Origin of the sequence: Streptomyces sp. 378, assembly GCF_030124145.1 — a bacterium.
Classification (GTDB): domain Bacteria; phylum Actinomycetota; class Actinomycetes; order Streptomycetales; family Streptomycetaceae; genus Streptomyces.
On sequence record NZ_JASKMS010000028.1, the window covers coordinates 1 to 23,584 of the forward strand.

Genomic DNA, 23,584 nt, shown 5'->3' on the forward strand with positions numbered 1-23,584 from the left:
CCTTACAGCGCCGATGGTACTGCAGGGGGGACCCTGTGGGAGAGTAGGACGCCGCCGAACAATTCTTGTGAAAACCCCCGCATCTTCGGATGCGGGGGTTTTCTGCGTTTCACGCCTTTCAGGACGGCTGCACCAGCTTGGTGTCGTATGCCAAAATCACTGCCTGAATGCGATCGCGCGAACCCGTCTTCGCGAGGATGCGGCCCACGTGGGTCTTCACCGTCGACTCCGCCAGGTGGAGGCGGGCGGCTATCTCCGTGTTCGTCCAGCCCTGGCCGATGACCGTGAGGATTTCGCGCTCCCGGTCGGTGAGGGAGGCGAGGCGGGAATCGTCGCCTGTGGCGTCCTCCGCGCCGGGGTCGGCCGGGAGATGGTGGACGTAGGCGTCCAGGAGGCGGCGGGTCAGGCTGGGGGCGACCACCGCGTCGCCCGAGGCGACCGCGCGGACGCCGGCGAGGAGTTCCTCGGGCTGCGCGTCCTTCACGAGGAAGCCGGAGGCACCCGCGCGCAGGCCGGCGTAGGCGTACTCGTCCAGGTCGAAGGTGGTGACGATCAGGATGCGGGTGCGATCCCCGGCGGCGGTGATGCGGCGGGTCGCCTCGATGCCGTCGAGGCCGGGCATCCGGATGTCCATGAGGACGACGTCGGGGTGGAGCTCGGCCGCCATGCGGACCGCTTCGCTGCCGTTCGCCGCCTCACCCACGACCGTCATGTCGTCCTGGCTTTCCAGCAGCATGCGGGAGCCGAAGCGCTGGAGTGGCTGGTCGTCGGCGATGAGGACGGTGGTCACTGCGGGTATTCCTCCGGGAGGTGTAGGCGGACGCGCCACCCCCGCTCCGGGTGAGGGCGTGGGCCGGCCTCAAGTGTGCCGCCGTACAGGGCGGTTCGCTCGCGCATTCCGGGTAGTCCGCGACCGTCCCGGGAGGTGCCGGTGGTGTGGCTGCCGTGGCCTGTGTCGGTGATCGTGACGGTGACGGCGGCCTTCTCCTCGTACGACAGGGCTATGTCCGCGGTGGTGTCGGGACCCGCGTGTTTCAAGGTGTTGGTGAGGGCTTCCTGGATGACGCGATAGACGGTGAGCTGGCGGCCCGGGGGGAGAGTGGGGCTGCCGTGGGTGGTGACGCTGACGGGGAGGCCTGCGGCGCGTACGCCGTCGAGGAGCCGGTCGAGGTCGGTGAGACCCGGCTGGGGAGCCAGGTCCGCCTGTTGTTTCTCTTCCTCGCGCAGGACGTCGAGGAGGCGACGGAGTTCGGTGAGGGCCTGGCGGCTGGTGGTGGCGATGGCGTCGAGGGCCTGGGCGGCCCGTTCGGGCGATTTGGCGGCCGCGTACCGGCCGCCGTCGGCCAGGCCGGTGATGACGGAGAGGTTGTGGCCGATGATGTCGTGCATCTCGCGGGCGATGCGGGCCCGTTCGGCGGCGGTGGCGAGCTGGGCCTGCTGGTCGCGTTCGGTCTCCAGACGACGGGCTCGGTCCTCCAGGGCCGCGGTGTAGTTGCGGCGGGTGCGGACCGTGACGCCGATGAGGGCGGCCACCGCGGTGGACATCAGATGCGAGCCGATCTGCTGGTCCCAGCTGCCCTCCCCGTGGCGGAGGACCGAGACGAGGACCGGGGTGATCACCACGGCCGTCGCCCACCACAGGCCGCGCAGGGGGCGGCGCAGGGCGAGATGGTAGACGAGGACCAGTTGGAGCAGGGCCGCCTGGAGGGCGGCGCCGGTCCAGGCGTCGACGAGGGCGAACGGGACCATGAAGGCCAGAGCCACGGCGGGACGGGTGCGGCGCCACAGCAGCGGGACCGAGAGGCCGAGACTCAGGGTGAGGAGCAGCCAGCCGGGCACGTCGAGCTGGTGGGCGTTGTGGCGCCAGCCGCCGCCGGCGTAGTCGATCAGGGCGGCGGTCACCCAGAAACCGGTGAAGTGGAGGTCCCACAGCAGCGGGTGGCGTCGGTCGAAGGCGCGCACCTTGTGCGCGAGGCGCTGGGCGTACTCGGTGAGGGGCTCCGGCGCCCGGTCTTCCGTCACGAGGTCCATCGTGAGGGTTCCGGCGTCCGGCGTCACACGTCTCGGCGGCGCAGGACCAGCGCGGCCGACGCGAGGACCGTCGCCGTCCACAGGACCATGGCCGCCAGGGCGGTGCCCGGGGAGGCCGCTCCGGGCAGGGGGTCGGCCGTGGTGAGGGCTTCCAGGGCCTTGCCGGGGAAGTGGCGGACGGCGTCGTCGACGACGGCGTACGGGAGCATGGCCAGGATCTCCGGGAGGATCATGACGAGGCCGATGAAGGCGCCGATGGCCATGGGGACCGAGCGGAGCAGGGCGCCGATGCCCAGGGCCAGCACGGCGAGGAGGGTGAGACCGGCCGCGTTGCCGGCGAGGGCGCGCAGGACGCCCGGGTCGCCGAGGGAGGCCGCCTGGTCGGTGCCGGAGAGGAAGGACTGGGCCAGGGGGAAGGTGAGGAGGTTCGTCGCCAGGGTGAGGGGGAGGGCGACCGCGGCCAGGACGGCGGCCTTGGACCAGAGGACGGGCAGGCGGCGTGGAACGGCTGTCATGGTGGCGCGGATCTGGCCTGTGGAGTACTCGCCGGCCGTGGCCAGGATGCCCAACACCCCCAGGTTGATCTGGGCGAACTGGGTGCCGAGGAGGACGAAGACGACCGTGTCCATGCCGCCTTCGCCCGTGCCGTCGTAGGCGGCGCCGAGGCCCGCGCCCATGGCGGCGGTGAGGGCGCTGGTGACGGCGAGGGTGTTCCAGGTGGAGCGCAGGGTCCAGAACTTGTGCCACTCGGAGCGCAGGACGCGGGCCGGGGTCACGCGGTAGGGGAGGGCCGCCGTGGTCATGCCGCTGCTCCTTGCGGGGTCGCCGGGTACTCCACCGCGTCCCGGGTGAGGTCCATGAAGGCCTCCTCCAAGGAGGCGGTGGTGGGGGTCAGTTCGTAGAGGGGGATGCCGTGGGCGGCTGCCGTGGTGCCGATGTGCCGGGCGTCCGTGCCGCGGATGTGGAGGGTGCCGGGGGTGCCGGCGGTGATCTCCACGCCGGGGGTGGTGAGGAGGTCCACGAGGGCGGTGGCCTCCGGGGTGACGACCTTGGTGGTGCCGGCGCCGCAGTGGCGTAGGAAGTCGGTGACGGTGGTGTCGGCGAGGAGGCGGCCGCGGCCGATGATGACGAGGTGTTCTGCGGTGAGGGCCATCTCGCTCATCAGATGGGAGGAGACGAAGACGGTGCGGCCCTCCGCGGCGAGGGATTTGAGCAGGTTGCGGATCCAGCGGACGCCTTCCGGGTCGAGGCCGTTGACGGGCTCGTCGAGGAGGAGTGTGGCCGGGTCGCCGAGGAGGGCGGCGGCGATGCCGAGCCGCTGTCCCATGCCCAGGGAGAAGCCCTTGACGCGGCGGTGGGCCACGTCGGTCAGGCCGGTGAGGGCGAGGACCTGCTCGACCCGGGTGCGGGGGATGCCGTGCGTGTGGGCGAGGGCGCGCAGGTGGTGGTGGGCGGTGCGGCCGGGGTGGACCGAGCGGGCCTCCAGCAGGGCGCCGACCTCGGTGAGGGGCGCGGGGTGGGTCGCGTAGGAGCGTCCGGCCACGGTGGCGTGGCCGCGGGTGGGGGCGTCGAGGCCGAGGAGCATGCGCATGGTGGTGGATTTGCCGGCGCCGTTCGGGCCGAGGAAGCCCGTGACGGCGCCGGGGCGGACGGTGAAGGACAGGTCGGTGACGACCGTCCGGTCGCCGTAGCGTTTGGTCAGTTCGTGTGCCGTCAGCATGCTTCGATGCTCGTGGGCACGGGGGCCGCGGGCGTCGGACCGGCGGGGGTAATCGGGGTGAGGGGCGTCGTACCCGGGTACTACCGTGTCCGCATGAGCTATGTGATCCGGTCGGTCCGTGCCGGCGAGTGGCCTGCGGCGAAGGAGCTGCGGCTCGCGGCGCTGCGGGATCCGGTGGCGCACCTGGCGTTCCTGGAGACGTACGAGGAGGCCGCGGCCCGGCCGGACTCGTTCTGGCGGGAGCGGACGGCCGGGGCCGCCGAGGGCGCGGACAAGGCGCAGCAGATCATCGCCGAGGGGCCGGACGGGCGATGGGTGGGGACCCTGACCGTGCTCGTGGAGGAACCGGGGACGACCGACTGGGCCGGGTTTCCGGTGGAGCGGAAGCAGGGGCATGTGGTCGCTGTGTTCGTGCGGCCCGAGGAGCGCGGGAGCGGGCTGACCGAGGTGCTGTTCGACGCGGCGCTGGAGTGGGCGTGGGGGCGGGGCCTTGAGCGGGTGCGGCTCATCGTGCACGAGGAGAACGGGCGGGCGCAGCGGTTCTACCGGCGGGTGGGGTTCCTGCCGAGCGGGGTGACGGTGCCGTTGGGGGACGTCGGGGAGCGGGAGTTGGAGTTCGTCCTCGAGCGCGGCGCTGTGGGAACGCCCTTCTCAGACCGGTAGTTCGTCGTGCGGCCAGCGGGCGCGGCCCTGTTCGCGGGACCGGAGCAGGGCCAGGGTCGGCATGCCCCGGTCCGCTCCGGTGGCCAGCAGCTCCGGGAGTTGGGGAAGCGGGGCCACGGCCGCGACGTCGTCCAGGACGAGCGTCATTGGTGGGTCGAGGCGACCGGCCGATGACCGTTCGGCCATGTGCCGGCCGCGCTCGACCACGCTCGAGACGAGGGCCGTCAGGAGGGGCATGGCGCCCGGGTTCGTCCTGGGGTCCTCGATGGATTCCCCCACCACATAAAGCGTGCCCCCTTCGTGGACGAAGGAATCCAAGGCGAGGGCATCAGTTCGGTTGGGAGTGCAGGCTTCGCGGATGTTGACCGTGGAGAGGGCCGTGAGGGCGCGGGTGGTCAACTGCTGGGCCATGTCGCGTCGTTCGGGGTGGGCAGTGAGGGCGCCTTCGAGTTCACCGGCGGAACCGGGGGCGGCCTTGGGGTTGGTGCGCAGGATGCGTACGGCGTCCTGGAGCTGGGTGCCCTGGGACCAGCGGTGGACATGGCGGATGGTGCGGCCGTCGATCGCGGCGGCGTGCAGGTAGCTCCGCAGCAGGGTGGCGGCGGTGTCGCTGACCGCCTGGTCGAGTTTGGCGGTGGGGCGGACGGGGGTGAGCAGGGCGGTGGCCCTTCGCGTCGCCGTGTCCCGGTCCTCGCAGCCGGCGGTGGGGGACCAGTGGAGGCGGGACGGGGTGTCGCAGAGGTGGGTGGGGTCGTAGAGGTGGGTGGGGCCGAGTTTGGCTCTGGCGTCCTTGGTGTCCTGCCAGACGGAGGGGTTCGAGGTGACGACGAGAGCGGGGCCCTCGGCGTCGCGTACCGCCTGGGTCGCGGTGGCCTGGCGGGTCTCCCTCGGGGCCACGAGGATTCTTTCCCGTTCGCCCACCTGTTCCTGCGCGAAGAGGGCTGCCGGGGTGGTGGGGATGGCCGTCGCGGGTGCGGTTGTCTGCGGGGCGGGCGTTGCCGTCGGATGCGGGGGGCCGCCGGGCGCGGGCGTGGGTTCCAGGACGTGGGTGGGCTCGGGGGCCGCACGGCGGGGGGTGGGGACCTCGTGCGGTGTGGTCGTCGTCGGGGCGTCGTGCTGGACCGGTCGCGGGACGTCGTGCTGGACCGGTCCCTGTACGTCCTGCTGCGCGGGTCCCGGGGCGTCGTGCTGCGTCGGCGGTCCCGCTGCGTACGTCGCCTTCTCCGCCCGGCGCCACGCCCGGACCGCTCGCCACCGGGCCAGCGTGCCCATCACGAACACCGTGAGGACGACCAGGATCATCAGCTGGCCGATGAACAGGCCCCAGAACAGGCCGTAGCCGGAGAGTTCGCCGGGGGGTGTGCCGGGCCAGGCGCCCGGGATGTCGTGGGGCTCGGCGATGAGGCCGCGCATCGCCGGCGGGGTGCGGGTGAAGGTGACGCCGGACGGCCAGGAGCCGTGGGCGAACAGGGCGGCGAGGCCCGTGGCCGTCCACACCAGCACGGTCATGCCGAGGAGGAACGCGAGTATGCCGACCAGCAGGCCGTCGGGGATGCCCCCCTGGGTGCCGCGCCGGGTGTGGCGGTCGTCCGGTCTCACGCGTCCTCCCCTTGCGCCTACGCCACCGTCGATTCGGAGTCGCCCAGGTGGTGTTCCACGAAGGCCGCGGCCCGTTCCTCCGCCTCGATCTCGGCGGCGCGCAGGGCGTCGTCCGCGAGGTCGGCGGAGGACTGGGTCATCGCGCGGTCGGTGAACACCAGGGGGCGTTCGGTCTCCGTGACCAGGTGTTTGACGACCTGGACGTTGCCGTTGACGTCCCAGACGGCGATGCCGGGGGTCAGCGTCGGGATGATCTCCACCGCCCACCTGGGCAGCCCCAGCACCCGTCCCGTCGCCCTCGCCTCGTCGGCCTTCTGGGCGTAGATCGTCCTCGTCGACGCCATCTTCAGGATCGCCGCCGCCTCCTTGGCCGCCGCGCCGTCGACGACGTCCGAGAGGTGGTGGACGACCGCTACGAAGGACAGGCCCAGGCGGCGGCCGAACTTCAGCAGGCGCTGGAAGAGCTGGGCGACGAAGGGGCTGTTGATGATGTGCCAGGCCTCCTCGACGAGGAAGATGCGCTTCTTCCGGTCGGGGCGGATCCAGGTGTGCTCCAGCCACACGCCGACGATGGCCATGAGGATGGGCATGGCGATGGAGTTGCGGTCGATGTGGGACAGGTCGAAGACGATGAGCGGGGCGTCCAGGTCGATGCCGACCGTGGTGGGGCCGTCGAACATGCCGCGCAGGTCACCGTCGACCAGACGGTCCAGGACCAGGGCGACGTCCAGGCCCCAGGCCCGTACGTCGTCTATGGCGACGTTCATCGCCTCGGCCGACTCGGGCTCGGGGTGGCGCAGCTGCTCGACGATGTCGGTCAGGACCGGCTGGCGGTCGACGATCGTCTCGTTGACGTAGGCGTGCGCGACCTTGAGGGCGAAGCCGGAGCGCTCGTCCAGGCCGTGGCCCATCGCGACCTCGATGATCGTGCGGAGCAGGGCCAGCTGGCCCGTGGTGGTGATCGCGGGGTCGAGCGGGTTGAGGCGGATGCCCATGTCCAGGGCCGCCATCGGGTCCAGCCGGATGGGGGTTATGCCCAGCTCCTGCGCGATGAGGTTCCACTCGCCGACGCCGTCCTCTCCCTGGGCGTCCAGGACGACGACCTGGCGGTCGCGGAAGCGGAGCTGGCGCAGGACGTACGTCTTCTCCAGCGCCGACTTGCCGTTGCCGGACTCCCCGAGGACCAGCCAGTGGGGGGCAGGCAGTTGCTGGCCGTAGAGCTGGAAGGGGTCGTAGATGTAGCCCTTTCCGGAGTACACCTCGCGGCCGATGATGACGCCGGAGTCGCCGAGGCCGGGGGCGGCGGTCGGGAGGTAGACCGCCTGGGCCTGGCCCGTGGACGTGCGCACCGGGAGCCTGGTCGTCTCCACCTTCCCGAACAGGAAGGAGGTGAAGGCGTCGGTGAGGACGGACAGCGGATCCCGCATCAGGTCCTACCTCCGAATGCCGGTGGCGAAGGGAAGGGTGTTCACGAAGGCGCGGTGGTGCTCGCGGTCGCACCACTCCAGCTTCAGGTACGACTTTCCCGCCGAGGCCCTTATCGTCCGCTTGTCGCGGGCGAGGGCGTCGGGGGAGCGCGAGGAGACGGTGATGTAGCCGACGAGGTTCACCCCGGCGGCGCCGCTGGCGAGGTCCTCGCCGCGCTGGTCGAGCCGGGAGTTCGCGGCCACGTCGCGCGGGTCGACGGTGCGGTTCATCTTGGCGGCGCGGGAGGCCTCGGCCTCGTCGTTGGTCTTCTCCGTCAGCATGCGCTCGATGGCGACCTCGGTGGGTTCGAGGTCCATGGTGACGGCGACCGTGCGGATGACGTCCGGGGTGTGCACGAGGAGCGGGGCGAGGAAGTTGACGCCGACGGGGGTCATCGGCCACTCCTTCACCCAGGCGGTGGCGTGGCACCAGGGGGCGCGGGTGGAGGACTCGCGGGTCTTGGCCTGGAGGTAGGTGGGCTCCATGGCGTCCAGCTCGGCCGGCCAGGCGTTGCGTTTCGTCATCGCCTGGATGTGGTCGATCGGGTGGTCCGGGTCGTACATGGAGTGGATCAGCGAGGACAGCCGTCCCTGGCCCAGGGGCTGCCGGACGCGGATGTCCGCCTCCTGCAGGCGCGAGCAGATGTCGGTGAGCTCGCGGGCCATGACGACGGCGAGTCCGGCGTCCCGGTCGACCTTGCCGCCGTGGGCGCGGGCGGCGCGGGCCATGGCGTTGGCCTCGGCGGCGAGGTCGCGGGTGTAGTGCATGCAGGCGACGAGGTAGGCGCGGTGCTGCTCGCTGCTGGTGGACACCATCGACTGGAGCTGGTCGTAGGACCCCTGGAGCCACGGCAGGGCCTTGTCGTCGCCGCGGACGGCGACGTCCTTGGCGTGGGCGTCCGGGTCGGCCGGGAGGGTGCGGGCCAGCATCTGGATGCGGGTGACGAAACCGTCGCCGTTGGCCACGTGCTTGAGCAGGGTGCCGAAGCGGTCGACGAGGGCCTCCTGGTCCTCGCTGTCGCGCAGGCCGACGCCCGGGCCCTCGATCTCGATGGCGGCGGTGACGGTCTTGCGGTCGGCGTGCAGGAGCACGGCGATCTCGTCGGGGCCGAAGGGGGCGGCCAGCCAGGTGATGCGGCCGATGCCAGGGGGCGGGCCGATCTCCACCTCGCGGCCGTCCAGCCGGGTGCCGGCCTCGATGACGGCGGAGCGGTAGGTGGTGCCCCGCTTCAGGGTCCGCTTGTAGCTGCGGTTGATCTCGAACCACTTGTAGAAGGTGCGGTGCTTGTAGGGCACGTACACCGCGGCCAGCGCCAGCATCGGGAACCCGGCGAGCAGCACGATGCGCAGGGACAGCACCGGGACGAGGAGCCCGCACATCATGCCGAGGAACGCGCCCACGACGATCAGGGCGATCTCGCCGGTCTCGCGGTTGCGGCCGATGATCGCGTTCGGCCGGGCGCGGCCGATCAGATACGTCCGGCGGGGCGTGACCGGATGGGACACGTGGGACTCGGTCGTCAACGCCCTTCACCTCCCGTGCGGTTGGTACTGCTGTTGCGGGTGTTGCTGGCGTGGGGGGTGTTGACGGGGCTGCTCGAACGGGGGGCGGGGGCGGCGGAGGGGACAGATCCGCCGCCGCCGTTCGAGGTGCGCGCACTGTGCGCGGCGACTCCGCCGGAGGCGGGGTTGCTGGGGCGGGGGGCGGAGGACTGGCTGCCTCCGCCGTTGTGGTCGGCGCGGGAGCTGTGGGTCTTGATGCCCTGCGCGACCAGGGACGCCGGGGAGCTGATGACGGCCGCGGCCTTGCCCTCGGCGCCCCGCATGATGCGGTTGTTGCGGGAGCCGGCGATCTCGTCGCCGAAGCCGGGTACGAAGCGGTAGATCATCGCGCTGGCGAAGATGGCGAGCAGGATGATGGCGAGGCCGGAGACGACGGCGGAGAAGGCGTCGGGGCCGTCGTCGGCGGAGAGCGCGCCGGCGAGGCCGAGGACGATGACGATGACCGGCTTGATGAGGATGACCGCGATCATGATGCCGGCCCAGCGGCGGACGTGGCCCCACAGGTTCTTGTCGACGAGCCCGGCGTAGACGACGGTGCCGAGGAGGGCGCCGACGTAGAGCAGGGCGGCCCTGATGACGAGCTCCAGCCAGAGGACGCCGGCGGCGAGGATGCTGACCAGGGAGACGACGATCAGCATGATCGGGCCGCCGCCGATGTCCTCGCCCTTCTTGAGGGCCTCGGAGAAGGTGCCGAAGAACGCGTCGGTCTGGTCGCCGGTGGCTTTGGCGAGGACCTCGGTGATGCCGTCGGTCGCGGAGACGACGGTGTAGAGGATCAGGGGGGTGAAGGCGGAGGCCAGCACCGTGAGCCACAGGAAGCCGATGGCTTCGGACAGGGCGGTGGTGAGGGGGACGCCGCGCACCGCCCGCTTGGCGACGGCCAGGAGCCAGAGCAGGAGCGTGAGGATCGTCGACGCGGCGAAGACGACGGCGTACTGCTGGAGGAACTTGGGGTTCGTGAAGTCGACGTTGGCGGTCTCCTTCACGGCGTCGCTGAGCTTGTCGACGGTCCAGGACGCGGCGTCGGCACAGCCCTTGGCGAGGGAGGAGAGGGGGTCGAGGGTGGAGGCCGGGTCGAGCCGGGAGGTCCCGCTGCCGCTGCCGCTGCCGGTGTCGCCCTCGCAGATTTCTCTGGCCTCGCCCCTGAGGAGGTCGCAGGCGTTGTTGCTGGGTGAGGGGCTGGGGCTGGGGGTGGGCGCGGCGAATGCACGGGTGGCCAGCAGCACCGTGGCCGTCTGCACCGCTGCGACCGCGGCGCCGAGTTTGAGTACGTGATGCTTACCGGGCATAAGTGAACCCTCCGTACCCCTCGACGGCCTTGCTCATGTCCTCCGCGGTGGAGGCCCTTTGGTCGCGCCCGACCGGGACCGGACCGTCCTTCTGGGTGAAGCCGGTGACCTTCCAGTCACCGTCGACCCACTTCAGCTGGTAGGTCGTGGTGTACCAACTCTCCGTCACGGGGTTCTTTGAGCCCTCACCTGACAGGCCGAAGAGGGACGTGTACCAGAGCGCGACCGAGGCTGTGCTGTTGTTGTAGGAGGTGACCTTGGTACCGACCGGGACGACGCGCGAGACGAAGGTCTGGCCGCCGGGCGCGGTCCCGTCCTTGGTGAGGCCGAGCTTCTCGAGGAAGCTCTCCTGTGAGTAGACCTGATCGAACTCGGGGAGTTGGGCGGCGGCGACATCGGGTGCGTACACGGTGTTGACGATCGCGTGCCGCTTTTCGAGTTGGTACATGTCGGCCGACCCGAGGGCGACGCCGTAGTTGGTGGCTGCGGACTGGGCGCCCTGCTCTGTGTGGGCGTAGCCCGTGGCGATGTCGCCGGTCTTGGACGTGACCGGCTGCTGTCCCGTGGGCGCTGTCGCCGAGCTCTCCGCCTTGTCACTGCCGGAGCCACCGGCCTCGCTGCCGCCGCCCCCCCGGTTCGCGAAGGCGATCGCCGCGATCAGGAGGACCACCACGCCCACCACCGTGACCAGACTGCGGGACGAGCCGCGGCGGCGGGGGTCGCCGAAGGCGTCGCCGGAGTCGGGCAGGCGGGTGCGGGTCTGGCCCGTGCCGGCGTAGCCGCCGGAGGACCCGTGGTCGTCACCGAGACTCATGCCGCGTACGCCCCCTCGATGTCGTGCGGAAACGCTTCGTACCGGTCGTACTTCTCATACTCCTCGTACGACGGTAGCCGCGCTGGTTCCCGCGCGGGCGCGGTGTGGTGACTCGACATCAGGGAGACGCAACCTCAGCCGGTGGGCACGACGGGCGGGTGGGATGGAGAGGGAGCCGGGTGCGCCCGGCGGGCGGACGGTGCCCGGGCTATACGGCCATGCCGTACACGATGGTGAACAGCGTCCCGAGTGAGCCGATGATGAAGACGCCCGTCAGACCCGCGATGATGAGGCCCTTGCCCTGTTCCGCGCTGAAGGTGTCCCGCAGGGCGGTGGCTCCGATGCGCTGTTTGGCGGCGCCCCAGATGGCGATGCCGAGGCAGAGCAGGATGGCCACCGCCATCACGACCTCGATCATCACCTTCGCCTCGTTGCCCAGGTTGCCGAAGGGGCCCCAGTCCGGAGCGATCCCGCCGATGATGGTGTTGATGTCTCCCTTGTCGGCCGCAAAGAGCACGTAAGTCACCGCCCCTGTTGGGTAGTCCGCATCCTCTGCGGGCATGCAGAGGTCAGGCCTCATTCTCGCCGACAATGATGCTGTCGGATGTCGACTTGGCGTCATTGTTTGGCGGAATTCGTACGAACACCTTGCCACCGTTCCGCGCCGGGCCCTAGTGGGGGCGACGGGCGGTGCGCGAAGGATCGTATGGTCACTCTGTGTATCACGGCAGGTCACACCGGGCAATGAGGCCTGAGCGGAACCTGGTGTGCGGTTCCGTCGTTGTGCCGCTCTTGCGGCCTTTTTCACCTTTGACAGCTGTTTCTGACGGCTGGTCGGGTGAGTGGTCGCGCCGGTGTTCTCCGGGTGAAGGCTACCTGGCAAGGCGAACGGGTCGCGTCGGGGTTGCCGCAGCCCGTGCATTCCGCGGCCGGCTCCGGGCCCCCACGGCCCTGGGCGCCGTTCCGCAGTGACGTTCCGTCATGGGTGGGGAGGCGTCAGCCGGTGGAGGCGCCAGGCCCTTTCGGGGTGCCCGGACCGGTCGGGCCGTCGTAGCCCGTCCGGGCGGTGCGGAAGCAGCCGGTGGCGCGGCTGCCGTTGCTGCCGCCGGTGACGTCGTTCAGGGCGGTGGTGTTCGCGTAGGGGAACTTCGCCGGGTAGGAGCCGGTGGGGTGCCCGCCACAGCCGCCGCTCCGGTGAAGCGCGTCCTGCCCATCGCCGTGGTCCCCGTCGCCCTCCTCGCCGCGTCCACCGCGACCGCCGACGACGGGGCCGGGCCCTTCGGCGTGACCGTCACCGCGCGGGACGCCCGGGTCGGGGTCCTCGTCCCCGCCGCACGGGCGGCCCGGCCGGCCGGCGGGCACTTCCGCACCGCGTCCGTGGTCGACGCGCCGCACCGGAACCTGATCGTCACCGCCGCGCACTGCCTGGGGGGCGACGCGGGGCTGGTTTTCGTGCCGGGCTACCGCGACGGGTGGGCACCTTACGGGGACTGGACGGTGGTGCGGCGCTTCCTGCCACGCGGGTGGGTCGGGGGACGGCACGAGGACGGCGACGTGGGGTTCGCCGCGGTCGCCGCGCGGGGCGGTGCGGGGGTCGAGGACGTGGTCGGCGGCGACCGGTTCGTGACCGGTACGGCCGCGGGGGTCACCGCGGTGACCGTCAGCGGGTACCCGACACCCGCGAGACGCCCGTCCGCTGCACCGCCGGGCAGGCCGCGCACGGCCGCGCTCAGCAGCGCATCGTGTGCCCCGGCTTCGGCGGGGGGACCAGCGGCAGCCCCTGGGCGAACGGCGACGGCAAGGTCGTCGGGGTCCTCGGCGGGCACGACCAAGGCGGCACGATCCCGGGCGGCCCCTACAGCGTGGTCCTCGGCGCGGAGGCGGAGCGGCTGTACCGGGAAGCGGCCGGAGAACCGTGACGCGCCGCGATCCCGTGCGCCTCCCGGATCCACCGTTGCCCTCGCCGTGCTGCCCGTGCCGTGCCCCGTTCCTCCGTCCGCCCCCGACTCTCCTCCCCGTGATCATTCCCGGGCGTGGCGCCCGCCTCTACACTGACCCACGGACTCCTGGGCGGCGAGGGGCGGTTGACGGTGCGTAAGGCATGGATCGTGGCGAGTGTTGCGATCAGCTCCGCCGTGGCCTTCGTCATGTTGCTCGTCGTCGGGGTCTACCTCGTCGCCGGGAACCTGGCCAACGGCGTGGCCGGTGGGACGAAAGCGTTGGCCAAGGGGTCGGTGCCCGCCGCGTACGCGGCCACCGTGCAGAAGTGGGGCAACCTCTGCCCCGCCATCAGCCCGGCCCTGCTCGCCGCCCAGCTCTACCAGGAGAGCGGCTTCAACCCGAGAGCCCAGAGCCACGCCGCCGCGCAGGGCATAGCGCAGTTCATCCCCGGCACCTGGGCCAGTCACGGCATCGACGGCGACGGCGACGGCGACCGCGACGTGTGGGACCCGGCGGACGCGATTCCCTCCGCCGCCTCCTACGACTGCGAACTCGCCTCCTACGTGAAGAAGGTTGGCGGGAATCCGACCGAGAACATGCTGGCCGCCTACAACGCGGGGGCGTACGCGGTGATCAAGTACGGCGGTGTGCCGCCGTACAGCGAGACCCAGAACTACGTGAAGCGGATCACGGCCCTCTCGGAGAGCTTCGCCGCGCCCGCCGGGCGGGTCGACCCCTCCGAGCAGGCCGCCGGCGCGATCGAGTACGCGCAGAAGAAGCTCGGCACGCTCTACCTCTGGGGCGGCACCGGTACCGCTGAGCAGGGCGGACGCTTCGACTGCTCGGGACTGACCCAGGCCGCCTATGCGAGCGTGGGCATCAAGCTGCCGCGCGTCGCCAACGACCAGTACAACGCCGGTCCGCACCCCTCGCGGGACGAACTGCTCCCCGGCGACCTCGTGTTCTTCTCGGACGACCTCACCAATTCCCGCGCCATCCGGCATGTCGGCATTTACGTCGGAGGTGGGTACATGATCGACGCGCCCCGGACCGGCGCCGTCATCCGATTCGACCCGATCGACACGCCTGACTACTTCGGGGCCACCCGTGTCACCGAAGATGGCGCGAAAGCACTGCCCACCACGGTGTGAACCGTGTGTAAACCAACCCCCTGAGCTGCGAAGACGTGTCTCTCTTCGATAACGTCTGCGTGATCATTCGGTGGAGTGTGGAACGTATCAGCGGGGACCATGCGTTCCTGTTGACGTAGCCGAGCAGACGTTCATCGGCACGTGTCCTGCATACGTGCGGCGGAAGCGGATCTACAACCACGGGGGTGGCGGGAGCGGCGCACGCACAGGTGCGCCGGGAGAGACGACGAAGGGGCCGCAGCACCATGGCTGGACTCGCCGATTCCGGGTCGAACCCCGACGTCGACCTGCTGTACGACATCAATGGCCTGGCCAAGGACGCGCCGCCGTGGTTCGACCGCGTCATGGAGTTCGTCGGTGAGTACGGGCTGCTGCTCGCCATCGTCCTGCTCGTGCTGGGGTGCTGGTGGACCGTCAGGCGGCGCGGGGACGAGGATGCCGCGTCCACCGTCGCGGCGCTGATCTGGGCGCCGCTGGCGGCGGGCATCGCCGTACTGGTGAACGTGCCGATACGGGGATTCGTGGAGCGGCCCCGCCCGTTCCTCGACCACCAGGGCCTCGAGGTGCTCGTCAAGGGCAAGACCGACTACTCGTTCGTCAGCGACCACGCGACGATCGTCATGGCGCTGGCCGTCGGCCTGTTCGTCGCCAACCGCAGGTTCGGGCTGGCCGGGCTGGTGCTCGCGCTGTTCGGCGGGTTCATCCGCGTCTACATGGGCGTGCACTACCCGACGGACGTCGTCGGCGGGTTCGCGCTGGGGACGGCAGTGGCGCTGCTGTTGTCGCCACTCGCCATGGCCCTGCTGACGCCCGTGGTGCGGGCCGTCGAGCGGTCGCCCCGGGCGGGGTGGCTGGTGCGCGCCAGAGGGCGGGCCGACGGGGAGGACACGGTGATTCCCGAGACGCGCAGTGAGCGCGCCTCGGAGAGGGACCTCGCCGCCTGACGCGGAGGCGCGAGCCGCTCACAGCGCCTGGGGAAAGGCGAAGAAGCGGTCGGGGTCGTACTGGTTCTTCAGTGTGGTCAGGCGGGTCGCCGCGTCTCCGTAGTACGCCTTGCGCCAGTCCGTCAGGGTCGGGTCGGTGTAGTTCTGGTAGGCCGCGCCCGAGGCGTGGGGCCGCATGGCCTGGTGGGCGGAGGCCAGCCAGGCGCGGGCCGTCGCACCGCTCGTCCCGGCTCGCCAGGCGGCGATGTACTGGGCCAGCATCCGCGAACGCCGGTGGACGAAGGCCGTGGACGTGGGGGAGACGCGGTTGACCGCTCCGCCGAGGGCGGTCAGTGCGATGCTGCCCGTGCCGCCGCGCACCGAGCCGATCTGCGACAGCAGGGCGCGGATGCCGGCCGGGGACAGCGAGCGGTCGAAGAAGTCCGAGGCGGCGGCGTACGTCTCGCGGCCGAGCGCGCCCTTCGGGGAGCGGCCCGGGGTCGAGCCGGGCAGATGGCACTGCGCGTCCGTCGGGAACGAGGAGCAGCCCGCGTACACCTCCATCGACTCCTCGTACGAGCGGCGCTTCAGGGAGACGCTGCGGGCCGGGGCGCCGACACGGTCGGCGAGACGGTCCACGGCGTTCTTGAGTTCGCCGTGGGTGCCGAGGGAGAAGGCCGCGACCGAGACGGTCGGGGTGCCGCCCGCGGCGTTGGCGAGGTGGAGCGACGACCAGATCTCTTCGGGCTGTGACGGCCCCCACTCCTGCCAGGCCTGCACCACCGCCGCCGCCTTCGACCAGGGCCAGGACAGGTACGCCGAGACGCCCTGCGGCGCCGGATGCGTCCGGAAGCGCAGCTCCGTGACGACACCGAAGTTGCCGTTGCCGGCGCCGCGCAGGGCCCAGAAGAGGTCCTTGTTCTCGCGGGAGTCGGCGGTGAGCTGTGTGCCGTCGGCGGTGATCAGGGTGGCCTGGGTGAGGCTGTCGCAGGTCAGGCCGTAGGCGCGGGAGACCACGCCGTGGCCGCCGCCGAGGGTGAGGCCGGAGACGCCGACGGTGGGGCAGGAGCCGGCGGGGATCGTGACGCCCTTCGCGGCGAGGGCCCGGTAGACGTCGATGAGTTTGGCGCCGGCGCCGACCACGGCGGTGGTGCCGGAGGCCCGGACGCGGTTGAGCTTCGAGACGTCGATGATCAGACGGCCGTCGCCGGAGGACCACCCGGCGTAGGAGTGGCCGCCGTTGCGGATCGCCACCCGCAGGGCGTGGGCGCGGGCGTAGGCCAGGGTCGTGCGGATGTCGTCCGGATGGGACACGTACGCGACCGCGGCGGGCTTCAGGCTGTCGAAGCGGGTGTTGTAGAGCTGCCTGGCCGCGGGCCAGTCGGCGTCGCCGGGGCGGATCAGGGGGCCGTCGAGGTCCCGCGCCAGGGCGGCCCAGTTCGCGGCGGTGGACCGTGAGGTGGTGGCGGTGCGCACGGCGTCGGTGGCGGTGGCCGTGGCCCCGGAGCGGGTGCCCGACGGGGTGCAGGCGGTGATGAAGGGGTTCGCGGCCATGGCGATGGCTGCCGTGCCGGCGGTGAGGATCGTGCGCCGCTCCATGGGGCCTCCCGGTGGTTCCGTCCTGGGGGACGGGGCGATGGGGGGTGCGGGTTCCATGGTCCGACGCCTGGCCTCGGCGGCGTCCGCCGCGGGCATCAACCCGTCGCGTGCTTCTCCGCGTCCGTGCGCGCCTGGCTTCTCGCTCTTCTCGCCGGGCCGCGCCACCCGCAGGTGCAGTGAGCCACGCAGAAATGACCCTTCTCCATGGTCGTCGTGCGGTGTTCGGGGAGGTTGGGGGGAGGTTCCAGCCCGTCCTGCTGCGCCACGACGACAACGTTACCCATCACAGGTGAACGGTTGGTGCGGTGGTCGGGGCGGACTGGCGTGACGGGGGCACATACCCGTCGTTAACCGGAACAACGAGGGGGCCCGTGACGGACGTACCGGCTGGGGGTAGGCAGGCGATGACTGGGCGGCAGCGGGAACGGCGGCACAGGCGGACGGGTGCGGCGTTCGTCGCGGCCGGGGTCCTGGCCGGGGCGGGGCTGGGCACGGCGGGGTGCGCGGGCGGCGACGCGGTCGCCGGGGACTCCGGGGGCGGGGACGCGGTCGTCGCGCTGCGGCAGGCCGCCGACCGGCTCACCGACGCGGGGAGCTCCAAGGCCCGTACGTCGATGGAGATGGCCGCCGGCGGGACGCGGGTCACCATCCGGGGCGCGGGGGTGTACGACTACCGCGAGCGGAGGGGGCGGCTCAAGGTGCTGCTGCCGCAGGATCCCGCGGGGGCCGCCGAGCGCCGGCCGATCACCGAGCTGCTCGCGCCGGGCGCGCTGTTCATGAAGAACCGGGGCGCCGGAGTGCCCGCGGACAAATGGGTGCGGGTGGACACGCGGACCCTGTCCGACGGCAACCTCGTCACCGGCGGGGCCACCGATCCGTTCACGGCGGCCGAGGTGCTGCTCGGGACACGGACGGCGACGTACGTGGGCAGGACGGAGGTCGCGGGGACCGGGGTGCGGCACTACCGGGGGACGGCGGACCTCTCCGACGCGGCCCGGCGTGCCTCGGAGGGGAACAAGGGATCCCTGAAGGCGGCGGCCAAGGGGTTCGCCACCGCGGACGTGCCCTTCGACGCCTACCTCGACGACGAGGGGCGCATCCGCAAGGTCAGGCACCGGTTCAGCTTCCTCAACGGGCAGCAGAAGAGCCCCGTGGCCGTCGCTTCCACCACCCTGCTCTACGATTTCGGGGCCTCGGTGCGCGTACGGTTGCCGCACGCCGACGACATCTACGCGGGCAAGATCGCCGAGGAGTGACCGGCGTGAACTAGCCCGTCCGTGCCATGCGCGGTGTGTAGGCCGCTCCCTACTCTAGGAAGTCGGTGACGGCAGAGACGAGGTGATGCACGTGGCTCCGGTCGGCGGTACGGCAGTTCAGGACCACGTGGCCCTCGCCGAGATCGAGCTGTGCGGGGAGCTGATCATCGCGGCCTCGGCGGCCCAGGAGCGGCTCAGTTTGGAGAGCATCGACGAGGTGCTGAAGGTGGCCGAGGAGCGGGAGTCCGCACGGCGCTGAATCCGGGCGTCCCGCGAGCCCGGGCCCGGGTCAGGTCCGCAGCATGCGGGCGATCGCCTGGGTCGCCTCCTTCACCTTGGCGTCGATCTCGTCACCGCCCTTGAGGGCGGCGTCGGCGACGCAGTGCCGCAGGTGCTCCTCCAGCAGTTGCAGGGCGAAGGACTGCAGGGCCTTGGTGGAGGCGGAGACCTGCGTGAGTATGTCGATGCAGTAGACGTCCTCGTCGACCATGCGCTGCAGGCCGCGGATCTGGCCCTCGATACGGCGCAGGCGCTTGAGGTGCTCGTCCTTCTGCTGGTGGTACCCGTGCACACCGTGGTCATGATCGGGCGCCGCGTTCGCACCGGCGGTGCCGGGGGTGACTGGGGTGACATCTGTTGTGTCGGTCACGTCCGTCATCGCTTCCTCCTGGTGGGCAGAGGGCCGACATATACCCCTGGTGGGTATATGGTACCGAACTTTGCTGGGTATACGGCCCTGGAACCGCCCCCGTGCTCACCACCGTGCCCCATGGGCGACACTGGTGGGCGGCCGATAGCCGTGGCCGGATGTTGCGCCTAGCATCGGCCTGACCGAAACCGAAGCACCCCGAGGACCCCACGTGCGCTTTCGTCTGACCCCCAGGGAGACGAGCTTCTACGACATGTTCGCCGCCTCCGCGGACAACATCGTCACGGGCTCGAAGCTCCTCATGGAACTGCTCGGGGCGGACACACCCGCCCGGGCCGAGATCGCAGAGCGTATGCGGGCAGCGGAACACGCAGGTGACGATGCCACGCACGCGATCTTCCACCAGCTGAACTCCTCGTTCATCACGCCGTTCGACCGCGAGGACATCTACACCCTCGCCTCGTCCCTCGACGACATCATGGACTTCATGGAGGAGGCCGTCGACCTGGTCGTCCTCTACAACGTCGAGGAACTGCCCAAGGGCGTCGAGCAGCAGATCGAGGTCCTGGCGCGCGCCGCCGAGCTGACGGCCGAAGCGATGCCGCACCTGCGGACCATGGAGAACCTCACCGAGTACTGGATCGAGGTCAACCGGCTGGAGAACCAGGCCGACCAGATCCACCGCAAGCTCCTGGCGCACCTCTTCAACGGCAAGTACGACGCGATGGACGTCCTCAAGCTGAAGCAGATCGTGGACGTGCTGGAGGAAGCGGCGGACGCCTTCGAGCACGTGGCGAACACGGTGGAGACCATCGCCGTCAAGGAGTCCTGAACCTTTCATGGACAACCTTGCTCTGGTCGTGACCATCGGGGTCGCGCTCTTCTTCACGTACACCAACGGCTTTCACGACTCGGCGAACGCGATCGCCACGTCCGTCTCGACCCGTGCGCTGACGCCGAGGGCCGCGCTGGCCATGGCCGCGGTGATGAACCTCGCCGGCGCGTTCATGGGCTCCGGTGTCGCCAAGACGGTCAGTGAGGGCCTGATCCAGACACCGACGGGGTCGAAGGGGATGGGGATCCTCTTCGCCGCGCTGGTGGGCGCGATCGTCTGGAACCTCATCACCTGGTACTTCGGGCTGCCCTCGTCCTCCTCGCACGCGCTGTTCGGCGGGATGGTCGGTGCCGCGCTGGCCGGCGGGACGACGGTCTACTGGCACGGGGTGCTGGAGAAGGTCGTCCTCCCCATGTTCATCTCCCCGGTGGTCGGTCTGCTGGCCGGCTATCTGGTGATGACCGCCATCATGTGGCTCTTCCGGAACGCCAACCCGCACAAGACCAAGAGGGGTTTCCGGATAGCGCAGACCGTCTCGGCGGCCGGCATGGCGCTCGGGCACGGTCTGCAGGACGCGCAGAAGACCATGGGCATCGTGGTGATGGCGCTCGTCATCGCCGATGTCGAGGACTACGGCGATCCGATTCCCGTGTGGGTCAAGGTCGCCTGTGCGGTGATGCTGTCGCTGGGAACGTACGCCGGTGGATGGCGGATCATGCGGACCCTGGGGCGGAAGATCATCGAGCTGGACCCGCCGCAGGGCTTCGCGGCGGAGGCGACGGGCGCGACGATCATGTTCACCTCGGCGTTCCTGTTCAGGGCGCCGATCTCCACGACCCATGTGATCACCTCCGCGATCATGGGCGTCGGGGCCACGAAGCGGGTGAACGCCGTGCGGTGGGGCGTCGCCAAGAACATCATCCTGGGGTGGTTCATCACGATGCCGGCGGCCGCACTGGTGGCCGCGGCGTCCTACGGGATCGTGCAGCTGGCCTTCCTGTAACCGGCCCGGCACCGCCGCGGACGCGAAAAGGCCCGCCCCCGGGAGCCGGGGGCGGGCCCTTTTTCGGCCTCGCGGTGGCACCGCCATGCAGCACCGCGAGGAGACTCGGCGGGCCGGATCAGCCGAAGCGGCCGGAGATGTAGTCCTCCGTGGCCTGGATCGACGGGTTGGAGAAGATGCGCTCCGTGTCGTCGATCTCGATGAGCTTGCCGGGCTGGCCGACCGCCGACAGGTTGAAGAACGCCGTGCGGTCGGAGACGCGCGCCGCCTGCTGCATGTTGTGCGTCACGATGACGATCGTGAAGCGCTCCTTCAGCTCGCCGATCAGGTCCTCGATCGCCAGGGTGGAGATCGGGTCCAGGGCCGAGCAGGGCTCGTCCATGAGCAGGACGTTCGGCTCCACCGCGATCGCCCGCGCGATGCACAGGCGCTGCTGCTGGCCGCCCGACAGGCCCGAGCCGGGCTTGTTCAGGCGGTCCTTGACCTCGTTCCAGAGGTTCGCGCCCTTGAGGGACCGCTCGACGATGTCCGACAGCTCGTTCTTCTTGTAGTTGCCGTTCAGCCGCAGGCCCGCCGCCACGTTGTCGAAGATCGACATCGTGGGGAACGGGTTCGGCCGCTGGAACACCATGCCGACCTCACGGCGCACGGACACCGGGTCGATGCCCGATCCGTAGAGGTCCTCGTCGTCGAGGAGCACCTTGCCCTCGACCCGGCCGCCCGAGGTGACCTCGTGCATCCGGTTCAGCGTGCGCAGGAACGTCGACTTGCCGCAGCCGGACGGGCCGATGAACGCCGTCACCGAGCGCGGCTCGACGGTCATCGAGATGTCCTCGATCGCCTTGTGGGAGCCGTAGTAGGCGGTCAGTCCGCTTACGTCGATTCGCTTGGCCATGACTACTTCACTTCCAGACTCAGTCAGTCGCTGTATGGCCGCTTCAGCGACCGGTCTTCGGGGCCTTCCAGCGGGCGATGCCGCGGGCCGCGAGGTTCAGCACCATGATGAACGCGATGAGCGTCAGTGCCGCCGCCCAGGCACGGTCGTAGGCCGCGCCGGAGCCACCGCTGTTGGCGTACTGCAGGTAGATGTACATCGGCAGCGAGGCCTGCGGGTCCTTGAAGGGGTTGGCGTTGATGAAGTTCGTACCCCAGACCAGCAGCAGCACGGGAGCGGTCTCTCCGGTGATGCGCGCGATCGCGAGCATCACGCCGGTGGTGATGCCGCCCAGGGACGTCGGAATGACGACCTTCAGGATGGTGCGCCACTTCGGCACGCCCAGCGCCAGCGACGCCTCGCGCAGCTCGTTGGGGACGAGCTTGAGCATTTCCTCCGTGGAGCGGACGACCACCGGGATCATCAGGATGCACAGGGCCAGCGAACCGGCGAAGCCGGTGGGACCGAGGTCGAGCATCAGGACGATGCTGAGGATGAACAGACCCGCGACGATCGACGGGATGCCCGTCATGACGTCGACGAAGAAGGTGACGGCCTGCGCGAGCCTGCCGCGCCCGTACTCGACGAGGTAGACCGCGGTCAGCACACCCACCGGCACGGAGATCAGGGTGGCGATGCCCACCTGCTCCAGCGTGCCGAGGATGGCGTGGTAGATACCGCCGCCGGGCTCGCTGTCGGCGACCACGCCCATCGAGTGGGTGAGGAAGTACATGTCGAGGACCTTGACACCGCGCTTCACGGTCTCCCAGATCAGGGAGATCAGCGGGATGACGGCGAGGAGGAACGCGACCCACACCAAGCTGGTCGCCGTCCGGTCCTTGGCCTGCCGCTTGCCCTCGACGCGCGCGGAGATGGCGTACGACCCGAGGACGAACAGGCCTGCGGCGATCAGGGCCCACTGGATGTCGCTGTGCAGCCCGGCCGCGGCGCTGACGCCGAGACCGAGGGCGATCGAGCCGGCGGCCACCGCCCAGGCGAACCACTTGGGCAGGGTAGCGCCGCGCAGGGAGCTCGGGCGCTTGCCGGAGAGGGTTGCGTTGCTCATGCGTTGGCCCCCGAGTACTCCTTGCGGCGGGCGATGATCAGGCGGGCCGCGCCGTTGACCAGCAGGGTGATGACGAAGAGCACGAGACCGGACGCGATCAGCGCGTCCCGGCCCAGCTCGGTGGCCTCGTTGAACTTGCTGGCGATGTTCTGGGCGAAGGTGCCACCGCCCGGGTTGAGCAGGCTGGTGGTGATGTCGAAGGTCGGCGAGAGCACCATGGCGACGGCCATGGTCTCGCCGAGCGCGCGGCCGAGGCCGAGCATCGAGGCGGAGATGACGCCGGAGCGGCCGAAGGGCAGGACGGACATGCGGATGACCTCCCAGCGCGTGGCGCCGAGGGCGAGGGCCGCCTCTTCGATCATCTGCGGGGCCTGGCGGAAGACCTCGCGACTCACGTTGGTGATGATCGGGAGGATCATGATCGCGAGCACGATGCCGACGGTGAACAGCGAGCGGGCGGCGCCGCCGTTCCACTGGAAGAGGCCGGTCCAGCCGAGGTAGTCGTCCAGCCAGCCGTAGAGCCCGTCCAGGTGCGGCACGAGCACGAGGGCGCCCCACAGGCCGTAGACGATGGACGGCACCGCGGCGAGCAGGTCGACCACGTACGCGATGGGGCCGCCGAGCTTGCGCGGGGCGTAGTGCGTGATGAACAGGGCGATGCCGACCGCGATCGGCACGGCGATGACCATGGCGATGATCGACGAGACGATGGTGCCGTAGGCCAGGACCGCGATGCCGAAGACCGGCGGCGTGCCGCTGGGGCTCCACTCGAAGGTGGTGAAGAAGTTGGCCTCGTCCTTGCTGATCGCGAGGGCGGCGCGATAGGTCAGGAAGGCCGCGATGGCGGCCATGATCACCAGCACGAGGATGCCGGACCCGCGGGAGAGGCCGAGGAAGATCCGGTCTCCGGGACGGGTGGCGCCGCGCGCGGCGCGCTTCTGCTCGGCCTCGGACGGCTTGGGTGGTGCGCTGGGATTCTGTGTCGTTATGTCCATCAGGTTCTCCGGTCTGCGGAGCCGTCCCGTGTGCGGGAGGGCTCCTGGCGGCGGTGCACCGGACGATGCGGCCCAGCCCCGGTCGGG

24 protein-coding genes are annotated in these 23,584 nt (G+C 70.6%); 8 read left to right on the top strand and 16 right to left on the bottom strand.

The window, feature by feature from the left end; translation table 11 throughout:
- Positions 1–118: 118 nt before the first annotated feature.
- The 4 genes from QNO09_RS29935 to QNO09_RS29950 are packed head-to-tail and all read right to left on the bottom strand — an operon-like array spanning position 119 to position 3,751.
- Positions 119–790 (bottom strand): response regulator, encoded by a 672-nt coding sequence (locus QNO09_RS29935; protein ID WP_283973384.1) that lies wholly within the window; start codon positions 788–790, stop codon positions 119–121.
- Positions 787–2,031, bottom strand: a complete 1,245-nt coding sequence (locus QNO09_RS29940; RefSeq protein ID WP_283973385.1) for a sensor histidine kinase — start codon at positions 2,029–2,031, stop codon at positions 787–789. Before QNO09_RS29940 ends, QNO09_RS29935 begins: the two co-directional genes overlap by 4 nt.
- 23 nt (positions 2,032–2,054) lie before the next feature.
- A complete protein-coding gene (locus tag QNO09_RS29945) occupies positions 2,055–2,834 on the bottom strand; it encodes an ABC-2 transporter permease (protein WP_283973386.1) in 780 nt (259 codons plus the stop codon).
- Positions 2,831–3,751: an ABC transporter ATP-binding protein gene (locus QNO09_RS29950; RefSeq protein ID WP_283973387.1), complete on the bottom strand. Its 921-nt coding sequence runs from the start codon at positions 3,749–3,751 to the stop codon at positions 2,831–2,833. Before QNO09_RS29950 ends, QNO09_RS29945 begins: the two co-directional genes overlap by 4 nt.
- A 93-nt stretch (positions 3,752–3,844) precedes the next feature.
- Here QNO09_RS29950 and QNO09_RS29955 point away from each other — a divergent pair, with 93 nt between their 5' ends.
- Positions 3,845–4,414, top strand: coding sequence for a GNAT family N-acetyltransferase (locus QNO09_RS29955; protein WP_283973388.1), 570 nt, complete (start codon positions 3,845–3,847; stop codon positions 4,412–4,414).
- Here QNO09_RS29955 and QNO09_RS29960 read toward each other — a convergent pair.
- From QNO09_RS29960 to QNO09_RS40075, 7 genes are all read right to left on the bottom strand, one after another.
- Positions 4,403–6,013: a TraM recognition domain-containing protein gene (locus QNO09_RS29960; protein ID WP_283973389.1), complete on the bottom strand. Its 1,611-nt coding sequence runs from the start codon at positions 6,011–6,013 to the stop codon at positions 4,403–4,405. The two genes, QNO09_RS29955 and QNO09_RS29960, sit on opposite strands and share 12 nt — an antisense overlap.
- Positions 6,014–6,030: 17 nt before the next feature.
- The gene (locus QNO09_RS29965; RefSeq protein WP_283973390.1) at positions 6,031–7,440 is read right to left on the bottom strand and encodes an ATP-binding protein; all 1,410 of its coding nucleotides are present in this window, start codon (positions 7,438–7,440) and stop codon (positions 6,031–6,033) included.
- 6 nt (positions 7,441–7,446) lie between these two features.
- The gene (locus tag QNO09_RS29970) at positions 7,447–9,003 is read right to left on the bottom strand and encodes an SCO6880 family protein (protein ID WP_283973391.1); all 1,557 of its coding nucleotides are present in this window, start codon (positions 9,001–9,003) and stop codon (positions 7,447–7,449) included.
- On the bottom strand, positions 9,000–10,331 hold the full coding sequence (locus QNO09_RS29975) for a hypothetical protein (protein ID WP_283973392.1): 1,332 nt from the start codon (positions 10,329–10,331) through the stop codon (positions 9,000–9,002). Before QNO09_RS29975 ends, QNO09_RS29970 begins: the two co-directional genes overlap by 4 nt.
- Complete coding sequence (locus tag QNO09_RS29980) at positions 10,321–11,145, bottom strand: DUF8175 domain-containg protein (RefSeq protein WP_283973393.1); 825 nt, start codon at positions 11,143–11,145, stop codon at positions 10,321–10,323. Before QNO09_RS29980 ends, QNO09_RS29975 begins: the two co-directional genes overlap by 11 nt.
- Positions 11,146–11,353: 208 nt before the next feature.
- Positions 11,354–11,662 carry a DUF8827 family protein gene (locus tag QNO09_RS29985; RefSeq protein WP_102913377.1) on the bottom strand — a complete coding sequence of 103 codons (309 nt, stop codon included), beginning with the start codon at positions 11,660–11,662 and terminating at the stop codon, positions 11,354–11,356.
- A 479-nt stretch (positions 11,663–12,141) separates the two neighbouring features.
- Positions 12,142–12,540: a hypothetical protein gene (locus tag QNO09_RS40075; protein ID WP_502962361.1), complete on the bottom strand. Its 399-nt coding sequence runs from the start codon at positions 12,538–12,540 to the stop codon at positions 12,142–12,144.
- A gap of 347 nt (positions 12,541–12,887) precedes the next feature.
- On the opposite strand from QNO09_RS40075, the gene QNO09_RS40080 reads away from it, so the two are divergent.
- The 3 genes from QNO09_RS40080 (at position 12,888) to QNO09_RS30005 (ending at position 15,181) form a co-directional block, all read left to right on the top strand.
- The gene (locus QNO09_RS40080) at positions 12,888–13,064 is read left to right on the top strand and encodes a hypothetical protein (protein ID WP_502962362.1); all 177 of its coding nucleotides are present in this window, start codon (positions 12,888–12,890) and stop codon (positions 13,062–13,064) included.
- Between the two features lie 228 nt (positions 13,065–13,292).
- Positions 13,293–14,237, top strand: coding sequence for an NlpC/P60 family protein (locus tag QNO09_RS30000; protein WP_451522803.1), 945 nt, complete (start codon positions 13,293–13,295; stop codon positions 14,235–14,237).
- A 245-nt stretch (positions 14,238–14,482) separates the two neighbouring features.
- A complete protein-coding gene (locus tag QNO09_RS30005) occupies positions 14,483–15,181 on the top strand; it encodes a phosphatase PAP2 family protein (protein ID WP_283973395.1) in 699 nt (232 codons plus the stop codon).
- A gap of 18 nt (positions 15,182–15,199) precedes the next feature.
- On the opposite strand, the gene QNO09_RS30010 is transcribed toward QNO09_RS30005, so the two are convergent.
- Positions 15,200–16,759 carry an FAD-binding oxidoreductase gene (locus QNO09_RS30010; protein WP_283973396.1) on the bottom strand — a complete coding sequence of 520 codons (1,560 nt, stop codon included), beginning with the start codon at positions 16,757–16,759 and terminating at the stop codon, positions 15,200–15,202.
- A 404-nt stretch (positions 16,760–17,163) separates the two neighbouring features.
- On the opposite strand from QNO09_RS30010, the gene QNO09_RS30015 reads away from it, so the two are divergent.
- Both QNO09_RS30015 and QNO09_RS30020 read left to right on the top strand, forming a co-directional pair.
- Entirely contained in the window at positions 17,164–18,015 is an 852-nt protein-coding gene (locus QNO09_RS30015) for an SCO4651 family lipoprotein (protein WP_283973397.1), read from the top strand.
- Positions 18,016–18,106: 91 nt separating this feature from the next.
- On the top strand, positions 18,107–18,274 hold the full coding sequence (locus QNO09_RS30020; RefSeq protein WP_283973499.1) for a hypothetical protein: 168 nt from the start codon (positions 18,107–18,109) through the stop codon (positions 18,272–18,274).
- A 30-nt stretch (positions 18,275–18,304) separates the two neighbouring features.
- Here QNO09_RS30020 and QNO09_RS30025 read toward each other — a convergent pair whose 3' ends face one another.
- The gene (locus tag QNO09_RS30025; RefSeq protein WP_283973398.1) at positions 18,305–18,673 is read right to left on the bottom strand and encodes a metal-sensitive transcriptional regulator; all 369 of its coding nucleotides are present in this window, start codon (positions 18,671–18,673) and stop codon (positions 18,305–18,307) included.
- Positions 18,674–18,875: 202 nt separating this feature from the next.
- Between QNO09_RS30025 and QNO09_RS30030 the strand changes: the two genes are divergently transcribed.
- Entirely contained in the window at positions 18,876–19,496 is a 621-nt protein-coding gene (locus QNO09_RS30030) for a DUF47 domain-containing protein (protein WP_283973399.1), read from the top strand.
- A 7-nt stretch (positions 19,497–19,503) separates the two neighbouring features.
- Positions 19,504–20,502: an inorganic phosphate transporter gene (locus QNO09_RS30035; RefSeq protein ID WP_283973400.1), complete on the top strand. Its 999-nt coding sequence runs from the start codon at positions 19,504–19,506 to the stop codon at positions 20,500–20,502.
- Positions 20,503–20,620: 118 nt separating this feature from the next.
- Here QNO09_RS30035 and pstB read toward each other — a convergent pair whose 3' ends face one another.
- From pstB to pstC, 3 genes are read right to left on the bottom strand one after another with little or no spacing between them, the layout of a single operon-like run.
- Positions 20,621–21,397: a phosphate ABC transporter ATP-binding protein PstB gene (pstB, locus tag QNO09_RS30040; RefSeq protein ID WP_150481732.1), complete on the bottom strand. Its 777-nt coding sequence runs from the start codon at positions 21,395–21,397 to the stop codon at positions 20,621–20,623.
- A gap of 43 nt (positions 21,398–21,440) precedes the next feature.
- Positions 21,441–22,502: a phosphate ABC transporter permease PstA gene (pstA, locus tag QNO09_RS30045; protein ID WP_283973401.1), complete on the bottom strand. Its 1,062-nt coding sequence runs from the start codon at positions 22,500–22,502 to the stop codon at positions 21,441–21,443.
- Positions 22,499–23,497: a phosphate ABC transporter permease subunit PstC gene (gene pstC / locus QNO09_RS30050; RefSeq protein WP_283973402.1), complete on the bottom strand. Its 999-nt coding sequence runs from the start codon at positions 23,495–23,497 to the stop codon at positions 22,499–22,501. The genes pstA and pstC overlap by 4 nt, the downstream gene beginning before the upstream one ends.
- Positions 23,498–23,584 lie beyond the last annotated feature (87 nt).

What these genes read in the sequence shown, in the direction of transcription:
- pstB (WP_150481732.1), bottom strand. Translation starts at nt 21,397, where the DNA reads ATGGCCAAGCGAATCGACGTAAGCGGACTGACCGCCTACTACGGCTCC.
- QNO09_RS30015 (WP_283973397.1), top strand. Translation starts at nt 17,164, where the DNA reads ATGACTGGGCGGCAGCGGGAACGGCGGCACAGGCGGACGGGTGCGGCG.
- QNO09_RS30010 (WP_283973396.1), bottom strand. Translation starts at nt 16,759, where the DNA reads ATGGAGCGGCGCACGATCCTCACCGCCGGCACGGCAGCCATCGCCATG.
- QNO09_RS29955 (WP_283973388.1), top strand. Translation starts at nt 3,845, where the DNA reads ATGAGCTATGTGATCCGGTCGGTCCGTGCCGGCGAGTGGCCTGCGGCG.
- QNO09_RS30005 (WP_283973395.1), top strand. Translation starts at nt 14,483, where the DNA reads ATGGCTGGACTCGCCGATTCCGGGTCGAACCCCGACGTCGACCTGCTG.
- pstC (WP_283973402.1), bottom strand. Translation starts at nt 23,497, where the DNA reads ATGGACATAACGACACAGAATCCCAGCGCACCACCCAAGCCGTCCGAG.
- QNO09_RS29965 (WP_283973390.1), bottom strand. Translation starts at nt 7,440, where the DNA reads ATGCGGGATCCGCTGTCCGTCCTCACCGACGCCTTCACCTCCTTCCTG.
- QNO09_RS30025 (WP_283973398.1), bottom strand. Translation starts at nt 18,673, where the DNA reads ATGACGGACGTGACCGACACAACAGATGTCACCCCAGTCACCCCCGGC.
- QNO09_RS30000 (WP_451522803.1), top strand. Translation starts at nt 13,293, where the DNA reads ATGTTGCTCGTCGTCGGGGTCTACCTCGTCGCCGGGAACCTGGCCAAC.
- QNO09_RS29980 (WP_283973393.1), bottom strand. Translation starts at nt 11,145, where the DNA reads ATGAGTCTCGGTGACGACCACGGGTCCTCCGGCGGCTACGCCGGCACG.
- pstA (WP_283973401.1), bottom strand. Translation starts at nt 22,502, where the DNA reads ATGAGCAACGCAACCCTCTCCGGCAAGCGCCCGAGCTCCCTGCGCGGC.
- QNO09_RS29940 (WP_283973385.1), bottom strand. Translation starts at nt 2,031, where the DNA reads ATGGACCTCGTGACGGAAGACCGGGCGCCGGAGCCCCTCACCGAGTAC.
- QNO09_RS29950 (WP_283973387.1), bottom strand. Translation starts at nt 3,751, where the DNA reads ATGCTGACGGCACACGAACTGACCAAACGCTACGGCGACCGGACGGTC.
- QNO09_RS29975 (WP_283973392.1), bottom strand. Translation starts at nt 10,331, where the DNA reads ATGCCCGGTAAGCATCACGTACTCAAACTCGGCGCCGCGGTCGCAGCG.
- QNO09_RS30035 (WP_283973400.1), top strand. Translation starts at nt 19,504, where the DNA reads ATGGACAACCTTGCTCTGGTCGTGACCATCGGGGTCGCGCTCTTCTTC.
- QNO09_RS29945 (WP_283973386.1), bottom strand. Translation starts at nt 2,834, where the DNA reads ATGACCACGGCGGCCCTCCCCTACCGCGTGACCCCGGCCCGCGTCCTG.